The organism is Streptomyces sp. 7R007, from assembly GCF_054850255.1.
In genome coordinates this window covers 27407-43502 of the sequence record NZ_JBTWMV010000037.1, presented here as the reverse complement: position 1 = coordinate 43502, position 16096 = coordinate 27407, and the positions used below count along the sequence as shown (strand labels likewise).

Here is a 16096-nt window from a genome sequence, read left to right as displayed (position 1 = left end):
AGATGCGGATCACGCCACGGTCAGCGTGAGCGCACCGGTGTAGGTGGTGCCCGGCTTGATCTCGGTGGCCGTGCCGTCGACCGTCAGGGTCACCTTCTTGCCCCGGGGGGCCTTCACGGCGGCGTCGGCGGCCAGGGTCAGGGTGCTCAGATACGAGGTCGCGGTTACCGTCCACGTGGAGGCACTGCCCAAATTCACCACGACGCCGTTGTTGACGACCGCGCTCGGGGTGTTGGTGACCTCGCTGATCTCCCGGTACTCGTTGACGGTGATGGTCGAGACGCGGTGCTTGGCGGTGGTGGCCGAGATGACGCCCTGGACGGTCGACCGGGTGAAGTCCAGGACCAGGTTCTGGCCCTGGAGACCGGCGTTCCCGCCGCCTCGGACGGAGTTGTAGAAGTCGCCGCGCAGGTCGATGTCGGTGAAGGAGGCCTTGGCGTCGGTGGTCTGGGCGGAGGTGGTGACCCAGCTCGACGACTTGGCGGGGGAGCCGGTGGGCTCGGTGTAGGTGCCGATCATCTCGGTCTTCCACGGCTTGCCCGACACCGAGACGCTGCTGGGCCGGTCGGTGTCCATCAGCTGGAAGATGACACCGTTGCCCGGGTTCAGGCGGGCGCCCTGGGAGCCGTCGACGGTGAGCGAAGCGGCGACCGCCTTGCACATGAACGTGGTCTCGCCGGTGTTGACCTGCGTGCCGCCGTCGATGGTGACGGACCCGGCGGCGTACCACAGCACCATGAACCGGCCGGCGTCGATCGTCGTCGACTTCACCGGGAGGCTGCGCAACTCGGCCTTGGTGAGGCCGAGTTCGAGGGAGTCGTTGAGGGCGGCGACGGCCTCGCGGGTGCTGTCGCCGTAGTGTGCCGAGGCACCCCAGTGGATCAGGGCGTAGTCGCCGACGTCGTAGGTGCACCCGAGGAAGTGTTCCGTGACGTTGCCGATGGCGTAGGAACCGTAGCCCTGGCCCTTGGTGTTGGCGATGTGGCTGTTGATCGCGGTGAGCGTGCAGTTGCTGCCGCCGTCGACCGAGAGGGCGCCCCACTTCTCCGAGGAGATGGAGGAGTTGATGTACGACGCCCGGGTGCTCGCGCCCAGCAGGTTGGTGGCGCGGACGTTGCCCGAGATGCCAAGCATCCACGGCACGGTGATCATGTACCGGGTGTCGCCGGTTCCGGTGGCCGGGTATTCGGCGGGCACGTGGTCGCCGTCGGCGCAGTGGATCGTGGAGTTCTTGACGATGACGTTGGCCGTGGCGTCGGCGATGACCGCGGTGCGCACCACGCCCTCGTTCTTGATGACGGCACCGTCGAGGACGAGGGTGGTGCCCTTGCCGGTGCCGACGACCGAGGCGCCGTAGCCGATGAAGTCGCAGCGGCCGTTGCCGTCGAAGGCGATCCTCGGCCTGGTCAGGGTGTAGCTGGCGCCGCCGGTGACGTACACGCCGTTGAAGGACTCGCCGTTGGAGAGCAGGGTGATGTCGCTGGCGCCGGTGTCGGTGATCGTGCCGCCGCGGACGTCGGACGGCACGGACCTGCTCTCGTCGACGCCGTCGGCGTCGACGTAGATGGCCTGACGGAAGGGGAACGTCAGGTCGCTGAAGGCGACTTCGTTGGCCGCGGCGACGGTCAGGACGACCCTGCCCCGGTAGGTCCCCGCGGCGATGGCGGTGGCCGCCCCGCCGGAGCCGTCGGTGAGCGGGGTGAGCTTGCCGCCGGTCTCCACGCCGTTGACGGTGAGGGTGAGGCTGTAGCCGTCGGGGGCGGCGATGACACCGCCGTCGGCGATGGTGAGCTCGCTGACGGTGGTCGTCTCGGTGAGCTCCAGGGTCTGCCCGGACTCTACGACGAGGGTCCTGCCGCTCTGCGCGCCCTTCCGCGCGGACTGGGCCACGGCCGGGGTGGCCAGCGCCGGGGTCACCGCGAGACCGGCGACTGCCACCAGCAGTGCGCGATTGCGGGCCCGGTAGGTGACGTCCCGGTCCATCAGGGACGCGCCGCCCTGCCGGTCGCTGTCCCTGCTCTGTGTACGTACCACTGTGAACTCCCTTGTCTTCCAGTGCGTTTCGGGCATGGCCGACCGGCACCACGGGCCGGTCGGGGCGGTGAGTGACGACGGGTGAGCGCGCGCCGGCGCGATGAGGCACGCATGCAGGACCGTTCTCCTCGCGCGAGGTCCGACAGGGACAGTACTGTCGACACTTCTTGCGTCACAAGGGGTGTGACAGGGAAATTGGCCGCCAACTGACGACAGTAGGGGCCGTCTTGGAACGAGTGAAGCGAGGAGAGGGCGCCGGCCTCACGCCTGTCGGGCGATCACTGCATGCCGCCTCTTCAGAGCGGACCACGTCCTCCGGCTGCGCCGGGTCTCGACGAGTTTTGGGTCACGCTTTACGTGCCGTACGCAACTGGGACCCGTGTTGTCGCTGTCTGTCAGGAAGCCGGGCTCGTGGGAGACCGGGGTGCAGGAGAGCGAGGCAGAGCGTGGGACGGCGCACGGCAGGCATAGGGATCGCACTGGGCACGGCGGTGATGCTGGCGGGCGTGAGCGCCTGCGGCGCGGGCGGCAGTGACCGGGCGGGCGGCGACGACGCGAAGGCCAAGGGGTCGCCGACCGCGAGCGCCTCGCCCACGCCGACGAAGCCCGCCGGCCCACCGATGCTGCTGGAGACGATCACGCCGCAGACGGGGACGACGGTCGGTGTGGCCATGCCGATCTCGGTGATCTTCACCGACCCGGTGGCGGCGAAGGCGCGGGCCACGGTGGAGAAGCACATGAAGGTCAGCGCCTCGCAGCCGGTGGCCGGCGCCTGGCACTGGATGGGCGACAAGCGCGCCGACTGGCGGCCCAAGACGTACTGGCCCTCCGGCACCAAGGTGCGCGTCGACGCCGATCTGACAGGGGTGAGCAACGGCAACGGCCGCTACGGCGTGCACGGTTACACGCACACCTTCACCATCGGCGACGACGTGCGCGCGGACGTCTCGGTCACCGGCCACACCATGAAGGTGACGCGCAACGGCACGACCCTGCGTACCCTGTCGATCAACGCGGGCAGCGCCGAGTACCCGACGTGGAACGGCACGATGGCCGTGATCGACAAGCAGGAGAAGGTCCACATGACCTCCTGCAGCGTCGGCATCAGCTGCGACAAGTCCAGTGCCAACTACTACGACCTGACGCTTCCCTGGGACGTCCACCTGACCCAGTCCGGCACGTACGTGCACTACTCCACCGGCGACCCCTATCCGGGCAGCGGCAGCGCCCGTGGCTCGCACGGCTGCGTCCACCTGTCCATGGCGGACGCCAAGTGGTTCTACGGCCAGGTCAAACAGGGCGACCCCGTCACCATCACCGGCTCGCCGCGCGCCAAGGCGTCGGCCGACAACGGCTACGCCGACTTCAACCTGGACTGGCCGCAGTGGCTGGCGGGCAGCGCGTCAGGAGAGCAGACGACCGCGACCCTGAAGGCGTAGACGGCCTTCCGCGGGGTCGTGCCGGTCTCCCGCGGCAGGGGCGAGCGGCGTCAGGCCGGAGGCGCGCATGACCTGCTCGACGGTGTCGTCCAGCGAAGTGGTCGCGGGAATCACCGTCTCGACGCCGCCGGGAAGCAGGTCCAGCGGCCGGTACCACTCTCGGAGCTGTGCCTCGCCGACATCGAGGGCGATCGGCTTGGTCGCGTGCCGCTTCAACGTCTCTTCGAAGGGGACGTCGAGGTAGAAGCAGTGGGTGCGCTCCGGGTAGTCGGCGAGCAGTCCGGCGAGCATGTCGCCGTAGTGCGCGACGTACAGGATGCCTTCCAGCACCGTGTGGAAGCCGTGGTCCAGAGCGTGCCGCACGGTGAGGTCGATCAGACCGATGTTCACGCCGCCGGGGATGTCGCGCTCGCGCAGCACCACGCGGCGCAGATTGTCCTGGCCGACCAGGGCGATGCCGCGTCCGAAGCGTTCGCGCACGCCGGCGGCGACCGAGCTCTTGCCCGAGGCGCTGTTGCCGCGCAGCACCACGAGCTGTGATGCGGATGCCGTCGTCACCGGCGTCACGGTACACGGCCACCGGGCCCGCGCCGGTGCTCTGTGCCGCGGTCGGTCAGGTCTGCGCGCTGATGGTCAGGATCTGGTCGAGGCCGACCATGCGCAGCACGTGCATCGTGTGGGTGGGTACGGCGGTCAGGGCGATGTCCGCCTGGGCGGTCCGGGCGCGGCTGTGGGCGGCGATCAGTGCCGTGATGCCGCTGGAGTCGCAGAAGGTCACCCCGGCCAGATCCAGGACGAGGCGCTGGCCCGGCTGCAGGGCGAGCGTGGTGAGCCGCTCACGCAGGTCGGTGACGTGGGTGTAGTCGAGTTCGCCGGAGATTTCCAGGACGGGACCGGTCGCGGTGTCTCGGTGGCTGATCTTCAGCGGGCTCATCAGCTGTCTTTCGTGTGCGGGATGGTGGTGGGGATGCCCAGGGCGAGCAGGGCGGTGTCGTCGTCGAGGCCGTCGCCGAAGCTGTGCAGCAGGTCGGTGAGGGCCTTGATGACGGTGCGGGGCGGTTCGCCGGCGTGACGTGCGGCGAAGGCCAGGAGGGCCTCGTCCCCGTACAGGCTGGTGCGGGCCTCGCTGGTGCGGGCTTCGGTGAGGCCGTCGGTGTAGAGCAGGAGGGTGTCGCCGGGTCCGAGGTCGGTGCAGGCGGTGGTGAAGCCCGCGGCGGGAACGACGCCCACGAGGAGGCCGCCGGGAGTGGGCAGGAAGGCGGCCGTGCCCTGGCTTCGCAGGACCAGAGCCGGCGGGTGGCCGCCCGACGCGAGGTGGACGGTGATCCGGCCGCTCACGGGGTCGGGTTCGAGCGTGCCGAAGACGGCGGTGCAGTAGCGAGGGTCTCCGCCGGCGGCGTAGCGCTCGTGGAGTACCTCGTTCAGCGTGGTCAGAGCCGCAACCGGGTCGGCATCGTGCATGGCGGCGGCGCGGAGGGTGTAGCGGGTCAGTGAGGTGAGGGTGGCCGCCTGGGGGCCCTTGCCGCAGACGTCGCCGATGAAGAACCCGAAGCGCCGGCCGCCGAGGGGGAAGACGTCGTAGAAGTCGCCGCCCAGGCGCTCGGGGGAGGCGGTGTGATAGTAGGCGGCTGCCTCCATGCCGGGGATCGGCGGCAGGGAATCGGGCAGCAGCGACTGCTGGAGGACGACGAGGGCCTCCTGTAGCCGGGCGCGGTCCGCTTCCGCCTGCCGGCGGGCTTCCTCGGCCTCTCTGCGGCCGCGTAGGAGTTCCTCCTCGTAGGCGCGCCGGTCCCGCGCGTCGAAGACGGTGGTGCGGATCAGCAGGGGCTCGCCGGTGCTGCCGTGCTTGACCACCGAGGAGACCAGGACCGCCAGCCGGCCGCCGCCGGCCTGCTTGATCTCCATGGCGATGCCGCTGATCTCGCCCTGCATCCGCAGCAGCGGCGCGAAGTGCGTTTCGTGGTACAGCTTGCCGCCCACGGTCAGCAGGTCGGTGAACCGCATCCGGCCCACCACGCTCTCCCGGGTCAGGCCCAACCAGTCCAGCAGCGTCGCGTTGATCTTGGCGATCGTGCCGTCCATCAGCGTCGACAGGTAGCCGCAGGGGGCATGGTCGTACAGTTCCTCGGCGCTGTCCTCCAGCAGTGCCGCGAACGAGGCGGTGTCGGCCCCGTTCCGGTCGTCGTCCTGTGGGTCGGGTTGCTCGCCGGCGGCGCACATCATCGCAGGCCTGCGAGGAAGGCCGTGATCGCCGCGTTGGTCGCCTCCGGCGCGGACAGGTGCGGGCAGTGCCCGGTGGCGTCCAGGGTGACCAGGGTGGAGCCGGCGATCGCGGCGTGCACGTGGGCGCCGACCTCGCGGGGTGCGATGACGTCCTCGGTGCACTCCAGCACCAAGGTGGGCACCCGCACGCTCTTCAGGGCGTCCCGGGAATCCGACAGGAACGTGGTCCGGGCGAAGACGCGGGCCATGTCCGGGTCGGTGGCGCAGAAGCTGTTCCTGAGTTCCTCGCCCAGTTCCGGCCGGTCCGCATTGCCCATGATCACCGGCGCCATCGCCGCTGACCAGCCGAGGTAGTTGGACTCGAGGGACGTCAGCAGCTCCTCTATGTCCTCGGCGGCGAACCCGCCCCGATAGCCGACGTCGTCGATGTACCGGGGAGAAGGGGCCACCATCACCAGACCCCCGATCCGCTGCGGGGCCATGTCGGCGGCCAGCACGCCGATCATCGCACTGACGGAATGTCCCACGAACACCGCCTCGCGCAGATCCAGCGCCTCGCACACCTCCACCGCGTCGCGTGCGTACCCTTCCAGCGACGAGTACCGCTCTTCGGAGAACGCGGACAGCTCCGAGCGGCCCGAGCCGACGTAGTCGAACAGGACCACCCGGTACTCGGCGGCCAGGGCGGGAACCGTCAGCCGCCACATGTTCTGGTCACAGCCGAAGCCGTGTGCCAGCACCACGACGGGCCCGTGCGGGTTCCCGGTCACGGCGACGTTGTTCCTGCGGACTACATCCATACCCTCAGTCTCTCAGCCCGCCTCTCGCATCCTCGACTCACCGCCACTCCGCCGCGCGTTGCACCGTCTGCGCTTCTTCTTCGAGGCCGGCGTCGACACCCCGCTCTGGCTCGATCGACTGGGATGACCCACCGAGACCTGAGCCGGTCAGCCCAGCGACGCGCTCGCCTTACGCAACTCGTCCAGGGCGGCCAGGGTGTACTCGGCGAAGTCGTCCTTGCCGTCCCGGTCGCCCTCGGCCCATTCCGCGTATCCGCGCTTGAAGGCGAGCACGCCCAGTTCGCCCGCGAGAGCCGCTATCGGATCGGGTATGCCGCGGTCGGCCAGCGCGGTCGTCATCGCGGCGGCGAGGCTCACGCTCTTGAGGGCGTCACGCTCTTGCAGCTCGGTGCTCGCGGCGATGGCCGCCTTCAGACGAGGGGCGAACTCACGGCTTTCGGGGACCATCATGCCCGCGGCGCGCACCAGTCCCGCGGCGACCGCCTCAAGCGGGGTGGCGTCGGCGGGAGCGTCGGCGATCCCCTCCGCCAGCAGTCGGCTCAGCGTCTCCTGCCCGGCCACCAGCAGCTCGCGTTTGTCGGGGAAGTGCCGGAAGAAGGTGCTCTTGGTGACTCCGGCGCGCTCGGCGATCTGCGCGACCGTCGTGGCGTCGTAGCCCTGCTCGGTGAACAGGTCGACAGCCGCTACGACGAGGCGTTCACGTGCGCCGGGTTCCCATCTGGCCATGGTCACCATCATAAGTGATGGGACTCTTGTCCCATCACTGAGGTAGAGTGACGGGACAAGAGTCCCATCACTCTGAAGGGGTCCCCCATGCGCGTCTTCGTCACCGGCGGTACCGGCCTGATCGGGTCCGCCGTCGTCGCCGACCTCCTCGGCAACGGCCACACCGTGCTCGCCCTCGCCCGTTCCGAAGCCTCCGCGCGGGCCGCCGAGGCGGCCGGCGCCGAGCCACTCCGGGGCGGCCTCGCCGACCTCGACAGGCTGCGCGCCGGCGTCGCCCGGACCGACGGGGTGATCCACCTGGCGTTCAGCAACGACTTCAGCAGCCCCGACGCCCTCGCCAAGGGGATCGCGGAGGAGGGTGCCGCCCTCGCGGCCATGGGTGAGGCACTCGTCGGCAGCGACCGCCCCCTCGTGGCCGTCTCGGGCACGCCCGCCGTGCCGGGCCGCGTCTCCGTCGAGACGGACCCCGTGCCGACCGACGGGCCGGTCGGGGGTCGCGGTCGCGCGATCATGGCGGTCCTGGGGCTGGCTTCGCGCGGGGTGCGGAGCGCGACTGTACGCCTGCCGCGCACCGTGCACAACCAGGGAAAGGGCGGGTTCGCCGGCCAGCTGACCAACATCGCACGGGGGACCGGCGTGTCCGGCTTCCCGGGCGAGGGCACCCAGCGCTGGCCGGCGGTGCACGCCCTCGACGCGGCGGTGCTCTTCCGGCTGGCCCTGGAGAAGGCGGAAGCCGGTTCGTCCTGGCACGCCGTGGCCGACGAGGGGGACGAGGTGCGTGACATCGCTGCCGTCATCGGTCGACGGCTGGGGCTGCCCGTCAAGTCGGTGCCGACGGAGACGTACGGCCCCCTGGGCCCGATCTTCGCCCTCGACCAGCCCGCATCCAGCACCCACACCCGGCAGGCGCTCGGCTGGGAGCCCAAGCAGCCCAGCCTTCTGGAGGACCTGGAGAACATCCAGCCCTGACCGGCGCGGGAAGATCCGAGACGCCCGCCGCCGGCTGCACGCACCGGCAGGCGGGAGAGGGGGGCGAGGCGGCAGCACCCGCGCTGGCGCCATGACCCCCGCTGCGGTCGATCGCTGAGAGCCGCGGTTACGGCTCATCACCCGCGATCGACTCCGGGGCGCGGCGCACGAGCCCCGCGAGGAGTACGTCGACCATGTGGCGGGCGCGGTAGTCGGGGAAGGTTTCGGCTCCGATGCACAGGTTGCCGATGGCGATCATCAGGTCCAGGGGCCGGACGTCCGTGCGGGTCTGGCCGGCCTCGGCGGATGCCCGCAGCAGCCGGTCGAGCACGGGTACGAGGCGGTCGACGAACTCGGCGTGCAGGCTCTCGAACCCGGCCTGGTCCGAGTGCAGTGCGCCGGCCAGGCCGTGCTTGGTCACCAGGAAGTCGGTGAACCGGGCCACCCAGGACCGGAGTGCGTCGTAGGGCGTCTCGGATGTGCCGTCGGAGCCGGAGGCGGGGGCCGCGGCGAGCGCGTCGAGCTGGTGGCGGAAGACCGCGACCACCAGGTCGGGCCGGGTGGGGAAGTGCCGGTAGACGGTGCCCATGCCGACGCCCGCCTCGGCGGCGATGTCCCGTACCGGAGCGTCGACCCCCGAGCGTGCGAAGACGGCCGCGGCGGCGTCGAGGACGGTCTGTGCGTTGCGGTGCGCGTCGGACCGCTTGCGCCGGCCTGCGCCAACCTGCCGCTTGTCCGCCGATGGCATCGGGCGGCACCTCCCACCTTGCTAAGCGGAGCGCTGCTCCGTATATTCGAAACGGAGCAGCGCTCCGCATCTCATCCTGCCAGATCACCGCCTGCCGCGGTCATCACGGCTGCCCTCAGCAAGCAAGGACTCCCTTTCATGAGTGACATGGCATCCGCCGCCCCCGGCGAGACCCCGACCGCGCCGGTCGTCTCGGTCGCGCCGATCACGCTGGCGGCTCCCGGCCGCGGCCAGGACCTGCAGGTACGGGTCTCCGCGCCGACGACCGGCCGCGATCTGCCGGTCGTCGTCCTTTCCCATGGCATGACCCTGACCATGGACGACTATGCGCCGCTGGCCGCCTTCTGGGCCTCACACGGCTTCGTCGTCGTCCAGCCCACCCACCTCGACTCCCTCGGCCTCGCCCCCGACGACCCGCGCACCCCGCGCATCTGGCGCATACGGACCGACGACCTCACGCGCGTCCTCGACCGGCTCGACGCCGTGGAGGCCGCCGTGCCCGGGCTGGTGGGGCGCGTCGACCGCGAGCGCGTCGCGGTCGCCGGGCACTCCTGGGGCGCGCAGACGGCGAGCACCCTCGCGGGAGCCCGGGTCCTCGACGCCGACGGCACGCCCGGCGAGAGCATGGCGGACCCGCGTGTGAAGGCCGCGGTGCTGATGTGCCTGCCCGGAACCGGAGGCGCGGATCTGAGCCCGCTCGCCGCCGAGTACTTCCCGTTCATGAGCCCCGACTTCACGGTGATGAAGACGCCGAGCCTCGTCGTCGCCGGGGACCGCGACCAGTCCCCGCTGACGGTCCGCGGCCCGGACTGGTTCACCGACGGCTACCACCTGAGCCCGGGCGCCACCGACCTCTTGACCCTCTTCGGCGCGGAACACGGACTCGGCGGCATCCAGGGCCGGCACGACACGCGTACCACCGACGAGAACCCGGCACGGGTCGCCCTGGTGCAGCAGGCCACACTCGCCTACCTGCGCACCGCGCTCGGCCTCGACGACGACGCGTGGGCCGCCGCCCGCGACGCCCTGGCCACCGCCGACGAGCCGCTGGGGGCGGTGCGGTCGAAGTGACCGGTACGCACGCGCCGGCCCACCACCTCGGCTCCCGGGCCGGGACCGTGCCGTCCCCGGTGGGCGGCCGGCCGCCGGGTCAGCCGAGGCGGCGGTGATCCTCCTCGTCCCACTTGCGGGTGTCCCTGGGCTGCACGTAGGGCTCTTCGTCGGGCGGGTGGCCGCCGGCGACGATGCGCTGGCGGTGCATCTCCGCGTCGAATTCCAGGCCGAGAAGCATCGCCAGGTTCGTGATCCACAGCCACACCAGGAAGATGATCACTCCGGCGAACGTGCCGTAGGTCTTGTTGTACGAGGCGAAGTTGGCCACGTACAGGGCGAACCCGGCCGAGGCGATCATCCAGATCAGCAGCGCGAGGAAGCTGCCCGGAGTGATCCAGCGAAAGCCGCGCACCTTCACGTTCGGCGTCGCCCAGTACAGGATCGCGATCATGACGGTGACCAGGAGGATCAGGACCGGCCACTTGGCGATCGACCACACCGTCAAGAACGTGTCCCCGACACCGAGCGCGGTGCCGACCTGGCGGGCCAGGCCGCCGGTGAACACCACGATGACCGCGCTTATGACGGCGAGGACCATCAGCACCACGGTGACGCCGACCCGGACGGGCAATACCTTCCACACGGGGCGGCCCTCCGGGACGTCGTACACGGCGTTGGCGCTGCGGATGAACGCCGCGACATAGCCGGACGCCGACCACACCGCGAGCACCAGACCCACGATGGCCATGACCGAACCGAGCCCGGCGTTGCCCTGCATCTGCTTGACCGCGTTGGTGAGGACGTCCCGCGCGGCCCCCGGGGCGAGTTTCTGGATGTTGTCCAGGACCTGCTGCGTCGCCGACTGTCCGGCGATCCCCAGCAGTGAGATCAGTGCCAGCAGCGCCGGGAACAGCGCCAGGATCCCGTAGTAGGTCAGGGCGGCCGCCCGGTCGGTCAGCTCGTCCTTCTTGAACTCCTTCAAGGTGCCCTTCAGCACTGCTCCCCAGGAGCGCCTGGGCAGATCCGTCGGAGTGTCCGGCGCCTGCCGCTCAACCTGTTCGTCCGGCCCGGCACTCGCCCCCCGCGCGGTCTCGACCTCCTGGTCGACCGCCGCGTGCCCGCCGTGTCTGCCATGTCGCCTCAAAGTCCGAACCATTGCGTACGGGTGACCCGGGACGCTTAGCCGACACTTACATTTCCGGCATTACCAACATTTCAGGCCCTTCCCTTTAAGGGTGTCGCGGCGGTCATGCTAGGCGGCGCCGTGCCGGCGGAGGCGTTGACGGCCGCGGTGCAGCGGGTGGGCCCGAGCGCGGTGGTCCTGCGGGCCCAGTCCGGCGTGAGGGCGAGCCCGGTGCTGGCGCATCGTGTCGCGTCGACGCGCTGGGGCATCCGCGGCGCGCGTACGCACAGCCGCGTGCTGCTCGCGGGCCCGGGCTGGGGGCGGCGCCTCCAGCGTCCTGGCCTGCTGCGTCCCCGTGGCCTGCGGGAGGCCCTGACCATGCTCTGCGAGCGGTGAAGCGGCGCTGCGCGAGCACGCAGGAAGGCGGCCTTCGCGGGGTTCGCCGTACGAGGGCCGCCAACCGGCTGGATCGCTCGCGCCCTCACTCCTCGCGCGGCGCGTGCGTCGCGGCGAGCGCGGGCCACTCGGGTGAGCCAGAGCCAGGGCCTGCATGGCCACTGACTCTGCGGCCGCCCTCGACTCGCGCTTTGGAAGCCGGCTCTGTCGGCCATCCGAGTTGCCGACCACCGGAATCCGGGATACTTTCGATACGCAACCGTAGCGTATCGAAAGTAGGTCGGGGTGTGACCAGCGCAGCGAGCGACTCACCAGGGGCTGGCATGGCTCGTCCGCCCGTCATGGGGCGGCCGCGGGACACCCGCCGTAACGTGGCCATCCTTGATGCGACGCTGGCGCTGCTGACCGAGGTGGGTTACGAGCAGCTGTCCATGGAGTCGGTCGCGAGTCGTTCCGGGGCGGCGAAGACGACGATCTACCGTCGCTATCGCGATAAGGCGGCGCTGGTCGCGGCCGCAGTCCAGCACCGCTCGCACGCGGAGCCGCCCGAGCCTGCCGCAGATGATCTCCGAGGAGATCTCCTCGGGCTCGTCACCTGGCTGGGCCGACAGATCGCCGAGCAGGAGATCGGCCTGCTTGGGGCGCTGTTCGCCGGTATGCGCAGCGACGCGCGGCTCGCGGAGGAGATGCGGCGCATTCTGCGACGGGACGAAGCCGCGATGACCGATGAGCCGCTGCGCAAGGCGATCCGACGGGGAGAACAACTGACGCCCCAGGCTGCCGAGCTCTTCGCGGAGGTCGCTCCGGCCGTGATCGTCCACCGCATCGTGATCGCGGGTGAGCCGTGCGATGAACCGTTCGTCGAGCACCTCGTCGACGACATCCTCCTGCCGCTCCTGCGCGGCCGGTGACCCACAACCAGCCCGCGTGCGCCCCACGCACCGCGGAAACGAAGGGAACACCCTCATGATCGTCGTCACCGGAGCGACCGGTGCTCTCAACGGCGCGACCGTCGAGCATCTTCTCAAGCGCGTGCCGGCCGAGCAGATCGGTGTCAGCGTGCGCGATGTCGCGAAGGCACGGCACTTCGCCGACCGGGGCGTGCGAGTCCGCCAGGGCTCCTACGAAGACCCGGCCGCGCTGCAGCACTCCTTCGAGGGCGCCGAGCAGGTCCTGCTCGTCTCCTCCAACGATCCGCACGCCGATGCGGTCGCCCTGCACCGTGTCGGCGTCGAGGCCGCCGTCGCGGCCGGAGCCGGGCGCGTCCTCTACACCAGCCATCAGGGCGCCGGCGCTGACAGCCCCTTCCACCCGGCCCGCGACCACGCCGCCACCGAACAGCTCCTGGCCGACTCGGGCATCGCCTGGACCGCGCTGCGCAACGGCTTCTACGCCCACAGCCTCGCCTGGCTGCTGGGCCCCTGGCAGCAGACCGGCGCCATCACCGCCCCGGCCGACGGGCCGGTCTCCTGGACCGACCGCGCCGATGCCGCCGAAGCGGCAGCGGTGATCCTGGCGGGCGACCGCTCTTTCGACGGCCCGGTCACGCTGACCGCAAGCCAGGCCGTGACGTTCGACGACCTCGCTGCCATGGCGTCGAAGTCATCCGGCCGCAAGGTCACGCGCGTGACGATGGACGACGAGGCATGGATCGCGGACAAGGTCGCTGCCGGCACGCCGGAGGCGATGGCACGGATGATGCTCACCACCTTCCAAGCCGCCCGCGAGGGCCGGTTCGCGGGTGTCGATCCGTTGCTCGCCGAGCTGTTGGGCCGGGAACCCCGCAGCGTCGACGACCAACTCGCGGCCGCGAACGCCGCCTGAACATCCTGTCAGGGGCTCGTCGTGATGGCGGCGACCGCGTGCTCCCGGCACCCCGACCGTGACAGGTTGCTTCAGTGGAGCACCCCGGAGCGTGGTGGGCGTCGTCGGGTGCGGGTCATCCTGTCGAAGACGTGCTCCGGCGGCAGTTGCGCCGCCAGCCGCGCCAGCTCCTCGAAGATCGACATGTAGGAGCTTCCGCCCGCCTCGCTGCGCAACTCCCGCTCCCGTTCCACGAACGGCTGCACAGCCTGCCAGACCGAGACGATCCGGGTCCGCAGAACCGTGACCATGAGGGTTTCGTCGAGCAGCCCGAACACGGCGAGGTTGGCGAAGGACTGGTAGTAGTACACGACGCTGTAGAAGGCCGACTTGGCCTCGGCGGGCAACCCCCGTACTCCGCCCGTCGGATCGTGCTCCGCGGCCAAGCGCGTGCAGAGGTAGTCGTGCTGCTCGTGGAAGTCCGCCGAACGGAACTCCTGGAGCAGATCGACCATGACCGATATGTGGTTGGCGTGCTGCGCGATGCGGGCCTGTCGTGCGCTGAAGACGATGGAGGTCACCACGGCGACGACGGCGATGCCGGTGGTGACGACATTGAAGATCACGGAACTGTCCACCCGGTCACCGTACGGAGGCATCTCTCGTGGCGCATAGGGCGTACCAGGCCGGGCCGTGCAACCCTCCGAGCCCGGCGGGAGTCTAGGCAGCGACGGACTGGGCGACGGACTGTTCGCCTGGAAGTCACCGTTGGTTCACCCGCGCCCCGACAGAGGATCTCGCCATGCCCGTACCCCCGCACAGACGCCGCGCCTTCCGTACCGCGGTCGTCACCCTCGGCGCTGCCGGCCTGACGACGCTGGCCGCGGCACCCGCCGCCATCGCCGATGACCCCGCGCCCGGACTGGTCGTCGGCGGCATCACGCCGATCGACGGGTTGAAACCGGGCAGTGGCTTCGATGTGCCGGTGACCGTGGCCAACAAGGGGAGCGCGGCCGTCGAGAAGGTGTGGGTCTCCTACGACGTCACCCGGGGACTGGACTATACGGAGGTCCCCTCCAACTGCCTTGTCCAACACGTCCGGCCGTACGACGAGATGCCCGAGCGGTGGACGGCGGCGTGCGAGTTCGACCAGGTGGTGGAGCCGGGCGTCGTCTACACGCCCGAGACGCTTCTGCACGTGGAGGCACTCGACCACGCGCTCAACGAGCAACTCCGCGTGCGGGTCCTGGACGGTCCCCCCGGCTTCGAGGACAACGGCACCGATCCGGTGCCGGGGACCGCACCGGCGGTGAAACTGGTCGAGGCGCAGTCCGGTGACGCGGGATCGGCGCAGGTCGTCACGGTGCCCGTCACCGTCGTCAACACGGCCGACTACCAGGTGACGGGCGATGCGTTGAAGGGCCGGGTCGGTGAGACGGTGACGATGAACGCGACGTTCACCAACGCCGGACCCGCCTGGGTCTGGCCCAGGGAAGGCGACCGACCCGTCAGCGTCATCATCACGCTTCCCGCCGGAACGTCGGTCGTCAAGCGCGGCCAGTTCTGCCAGGCCAAGCAGGGGACGTATGTCTGCGGCATGCGGTCGCTCAACGAGGGCAGCCAGGAGACGTACACCTTCAAGCTGAAGATCGACAAGCGGGTGGCGGGTGCCAAGGGCTCGGTGGCGCTGAGCACCGAACCGCGGCCGTTCGACCCCAACAAGGACAACGACAAGGCCGACATCACGCTGGACGTCACGGGCGGGGGGCCGACTGAGCCGACGAGTGGCCCGACGGGGACGGGCGGCGCGACCGCGGGCTCGGCCGGCGGGTCGTCGTCGGCCACCGGCGGGACGACGACCGGGGGCAATCTGGCGGACACGGGCTCCTCGGCACTGCCCCTCGCGGGCGCGGCCGCGGCGGCACTGGCCCTGGGTACCGGCACACTCGTCGTCGCACGCCGCCGCCGCGCCCAGCACACGGACTGACGCCCGCCCGACAAGGGCAGTGCCGGTGTGTGTTGCCGGCGCCGGGCACGCCGTTGGAGCTGACGGACGCGATGCCCTGTGAGAACGGGCCGGTGGAACCTAAAGCTGCCGGCCGAACGCCGCCTGGGCCACGGTGCGTTCCCCGACGCGCAATCAAGTCGGCCGCCCTTTGGCCTGCGGCCGTATCGATGCCGACGGGCTGCGGCACGCGGGGGCGGTGCTGTCGCAGCCCAGGGCGGCCGACTTGATGGTGGGCGGCCGGCAGGAGCCTCGCGAAGACCCGTCTGTGCGGGACGCGCCGGCGCGCGACTACCCGTCCTCCAGGGCGTCCCGCAGGGTGGCGACCGGCGCGAAGACCGCTCTCAGCCCGGTGGCTTTGAGGATCCGCAGGTGCCAGGGCCGGACACAGACCACTGCCAGACGGCCGCCGCGTTCCAGTACTCTGCGCCGTGTCCGGCAGAGCAGGCCGAGGGTGGAGCAGTCGAGGAACTCCACCCGCCGCAGGTCCACGACCACCCGGGCGCCGTGCCGGTCGGTGGCGGCGTCGGTATGCGCCTGAAGTTCGGGGATGGTGCTCAGGTCGATGATGCCGCACAGCTCGACCACGATGATCCCGCCCACACGGCGACTGCGCGCGTGCCGGCCCGGGAGCGGCAGTTTGTCCGGCATCGGCTGATCCGGGCGCTGTCCCGGGGCCGCCTGCGTGTCCTGGATGCCCATGGCGGTTCCTGCCGTGAGGCCCCCTGCGGAAGACGGGAGGCCGTGGTCGTCGGACCGTTGCCGGGGGCCGGGGCA

Annotated in this window: 17 protein-coding genes; 7 read left to right on the top strand and 10 right to left on the bottom strand. The window is 70.6% G+C overall.

Going from position 1 to position 16096, the window contains the following annotated elements:
* Positions 1 to 9: 9 nt before the first annotated feature.
* Positions 10 to 2034, bottom strand: coding sequence for a hypothetical protein (locus ACYF6T_RS33510; RefSeq protein ID WP_461701234.1), 2025 nt, complete (start codon positions 2032 to 2034; stop codon positions 10 to 12).
* Between the two features lie 494 nt (positions 2035 to 2528).
* On the opposite strand from ACYF6T_RS33510, the gene ACYF6T_RS33505 reads away from it, so the two are divergent.
* Positions 2529 to 3473, top strand: a complete 945-nt coding sequence (locus ACYF6T_RS33505) for a L,D-transpeptidase (protein ID WP_461701276.1) — start codon at positions 2529 to 2531, stop codon at positions 3471 to 3473.
* Here ACYF6T_RS33505 and ACYF6T_RS33500 read toward each other — a convergent pair.
* The 5 genes from ACYF6T_RS33500 to ACYF6T_RS33480 form a co-directional block, all read right to left on the bottom strand.
* Positions 3438 to 4031 carry a P-loop NTPase family protein gene (locus tag ACYF6T_RS33500; protein WP_461701233.1) on the bottom strand — a complete coding sequence of 198 codons (594 nt, stop codon included), beginning with the start codon at positions 4029 to 4031 and terminating at the stop codon, positions 3438 to 3440. The two genes, ACYF6T_RS33505 and ACYF6T_RS33500, sit on opposite strands and share 36 nt — an antisense overlap.
* A 55-nt stretch (positions 4032 to 4086) precedes the next feature.
* Complete coding sequence (locus tag ACYF6T_RS33495) at positions 4087 to 4407, bottom strand: STAS domain-containing protein (protein WP_461701231.1); 321 nt, start codon at positions 4405 to 4407, stop codon at positions 4087 to 4089.
* On the bottom strand, positions 4407 to 5693 hold the full coding sequence (locus tag ACYF6T_RS33490; RefSeq protein WP_461701275.1) for a PP2C family protein-serine/threonine phosphatase: 1287 nt from the start codon (positions 5691 to 5693) through the stop codon (positions 4407 to 4409). The genes ACYF6T_RS33495 and ACYF6T_RS33490 overlap by 1 nt, the downstream gene beginning before the upstream one ends.
* Positions 5693 to 6496 (bottom strand): alpha/beta fold hydrolase, encoded by an 804-nt coding sequence (locus ACYF6T_RS33485; RefSeq protein WP_461701230.1) that lies wholly within the window; start codon positions 6494 to 6496, stop codon positions 5693 to 5695. The genes ACYF6T_RS33490 and ACYF6T_RS33485 overlap by 1 nt, the downstream gene beginning before the upstream one ends.
* Before the next feature lie 147 nt (positions 6497 to 6643).
* Positions 6644 to 7222 carry a TetR/AcrR family transcriptional regulator gene (locus tag ACYF6T_RS33480; protein WP_461701229.1) on the bottom strand — a complete coding sequence of 193 codons (579 nt, stop codon included), beginning with the start codon at positions 7220 to 7222 and terminating at the stop codon, positions 6644 to 6646.
* A gap of 87 nt (positions 7223 to 7309) precedes the next feature.
* On the opposite strand from ACYF6T_RS33480, the gene ACYF6T_RS33475 reads away from it, so the two are divergent.
* A complete protein-coding gene (locus tag ACYF6T_RS33475; RefSeq protein ID WP_461701228.1) occupies positions 7310 to 8191 on the top strand; it encodes an SDR family oxidoreductase in 882 nt (293 codons plus the stop codon).
* Positions 8192 to 8318: 127 nt separating this feature from the next.
* On the opposite strand, the gene ACYF6T_RS33470 is transcribed toward ACYF6T_RS33475, so the two are convergent.
* The gene (locus ACYF6T_RS33470; RefSeq protein ID WP_461701227.1) at positions 8319 to 8939 is read right to left on the bottom strand and encodes a TetR/AcrR family transcriptional regulator; all 621 of its coding nucleotides are present in this window, start codon (positions 8937 to 8939) and stop codon (positions 8319 to 8321) included.
* Positions 8940 to 9077: 138 nt separating this feature from the next.
* On the opposite strand from ACYF6T_RS33470, the gene ACYF6T_RS33465 reads away from it, so the two are divergent.
* Positions 9078 to 10010, top strand: a complete 933-nt coding sequence (locus ACYF6T_RS33465; protein ID WP_461701226.1) for an alpha/beta hydrolase family protein — start codon at positions 9078 to 9080, stop codon at positions 10008 to 10010.
* 79 nt (positions 10011 to 10089) lie between these two features.
* Here ACYF6T_RS33465 and ACYF6T_RS33460 read toward each other — a convergent pair whose 3' ends face one another.
* Positions 10090 to 11148 (bottom strand): YihY/virulence factor BrkB family protein, encoded by a 1059-nt coding sequence (locus ACYF6T_RS33460; protein WP_461701225.1) that lies wholly within the window; start codon positions 11146 to 11148, stop codon positions 10090 to 10092.
* 93 nt (positions 11149 to 11241) lie between these two features.
* On the opposite strand from ACYF6T_RS33460, the gene ACYF6T_RS33455 reads away from it, so the two are divergent.
* From ACYF6T_RS33455 to ACYF6T_RS33445, 3 genes are all read left to right on the top strand, one after another.
* The gene (locus ACYF6T_RS33455) at positions 11242 to 11511 is read left to right on the top strand and encodes a hypothetical protein (RefSeq protein ID WP_461701224.1); all 270 of its coding nucleotides are present in this window, start codon (positions 11242 to 11244) and stop codon (positions 11509 to 11511) included.
* A 371-nt stretch (positions 11512 to 11882) separates the two neighbouring features.
* On the top strand, positions 11883 to 12422 hold the full coding sequence (locus ACYF6T_RS33450) for a TetR/AcrR family transcriptional regulator (protein ID WP_461701222.1): 540 nt from the start codon (positions 11883 to 11885) through the stop codon (positions 12420 to 12422).
* Between the two features lie 55 nt (positions 12423 to 12477).
* Positions 12478 to 13335 (top strand): NmrA family NAD(P)-binding protein, encoded by an 858-nt coding sequence (locus ACYF6T_RS33445; RefSeq protein WP_461701221.1) that lies wholly within the window; start codon positions 12478 to 12480, stop codon positions 13333 to 13335.
* 71 nt (positions 13336 to 13406) lie between these two features.
* Here ACYF6T_RS33445 and ACYF6T_RS33440 read toward each other — a convergent pair whose 3' ends face one another.
* Positions 13407 to 13952 carry a DUF4760 domain-containing protein gene (locus ACYF6T_RS33440; protein ID WP_461701220.1) on the bottom strand — a complete coding sequence of 182 codons (546 nt, stop codon included), beginning with the start codon at positions 13950 to 13952 and terminating at the stop codon, positions 13407 to 13409.
* A gap of 164 nt (positions 13953 to 14116) precedes the next feature.
* Between ACYF6T_RS33440 and ACYF6T_RS33435 the strand changes: the two genes are divergently transcribed.
* Complete coding sequence (locus ACYF6T_RS33435; protein WP_461701219.1) at positions 14117 to 15301, top strand: hypothetical protein; 1185 nt, start codon at positions 14117 to 14119, stop codon at positions 15299 to 15301.
* A gap of 309 nt (positions 15302 to 15610) precedes the next feature.
* Here the strand turns inward: ACYF6T_RS33435 and ACYF6T_RS33430 are convergent, their stop codons facing one another.
* Positions 15611 to 16021, bottom strand: a complete 411-nt coding sequence (locus ACYF6T_RS33430; RefSeq protein ID WP_461701218.1) for an STAS domain-containing protein — start codon at positions 16019 to 16021, stop codon at positions 15611 to 15613.
* Positions 16022 to 16096 lie beyond the last annotated feature (75 nt).

Bases quoted from the DNA above. Each gene is read 5' to 3' on its own strand.
- ACYF6T_RS33505 (WP_461701276.1), top strand. From the start codon at position 2,529: ATGCTGGCGGGCGTGAGCGCCTGCGGCGCGGGCGGCAGTGACCGGGCG.
- ACYF6T_RS33495 (WP_461701231.1), bottom strand. From the start codon at position 4,407: ATGAGCCCGCTGAAGATCAGCCACCGAGACACCGCGACCGGTCCCGTC.
- ACYF6T_RS33490 (WP_461701275.1), bottom strand. From the start codon at position 5,693: ATGTGCGCCGCCGGCGAGCAACCCGACCCACAGGACGACGACCGGAAC.
- ACYF6T_RS33485 (WP_461701230.1), bottom strand. From the start codon at position 6,496: ATGGATGTAGTCCGCAGGAACAACGTCGCCGTGACCGGGAACCCGCAC.
- ACYF6T_RS33480 (WP_461701229.1), bottom strand. From the start codon at position 7,222: ATGGCCAGATGGGAACCCGGCGCACGTGAACGCCTCGTCGTAGCGGCT.
- ACYF6T_RS33475 (WP_461701228.1), top strand. From the start codon at position 7,310: ATGCGCGTCTTCGTCACCGGCGGTACCGGCCTGATCGGGTCCGCCGTC.
- ACYF6T_RS33470 (WP_461701227.1), bottom strand. From the start codon at position 8,939: ATGCCATCGGCGGACAAGCGGCAGGTTGGCGCAGGCCGGCGCAAGCGG.
- ACYF6T_RS33465 (WP_461701226.1), top strand. From the start codon at position 9,078: ATGAGTGACATGGCATCCGCCGCCCCCGGCGAGACCCCGACCGCGCCG.
- ACYF6T_RS33460 (WP_461701225.1), bottom strand. From the start codon at position 11,148: ATGGTTCGGACTTTGAGGCGACATGGCAGACACGGCGGGCACGCGGCG.
- ACYF6T_RS33455 (WP_461701224.1), top strand. From the start codon at position 11,242: ATGCTAGGCGGCGCCGTGCCGGCGGAGGCGTTGACGGCCGCGGTGCAG.
- ACYF6T_RS33445 (WP_461701221.1), top strand. From the start codon at position 12,478: ATGATCGTCGTCACCGGAGCGACCGGTGCTCTCAACGGCGCGACCGTC.
- ACYF6T_RS33435 (WP_461701219.1), top strand. From the start codon at position 14,117: ATGCCCGTACCCCCGCACAGACGCCGCGCCTTCCGTACCGCGGTCGTC.
- ACYF6T_RS33430 (WP_461701218.1), bottom strand. From the start codon at position 16,021: ATGGGCATCCAGGACACGCAGGCGGCCCCGGGACAGCGCCCGGATCAG.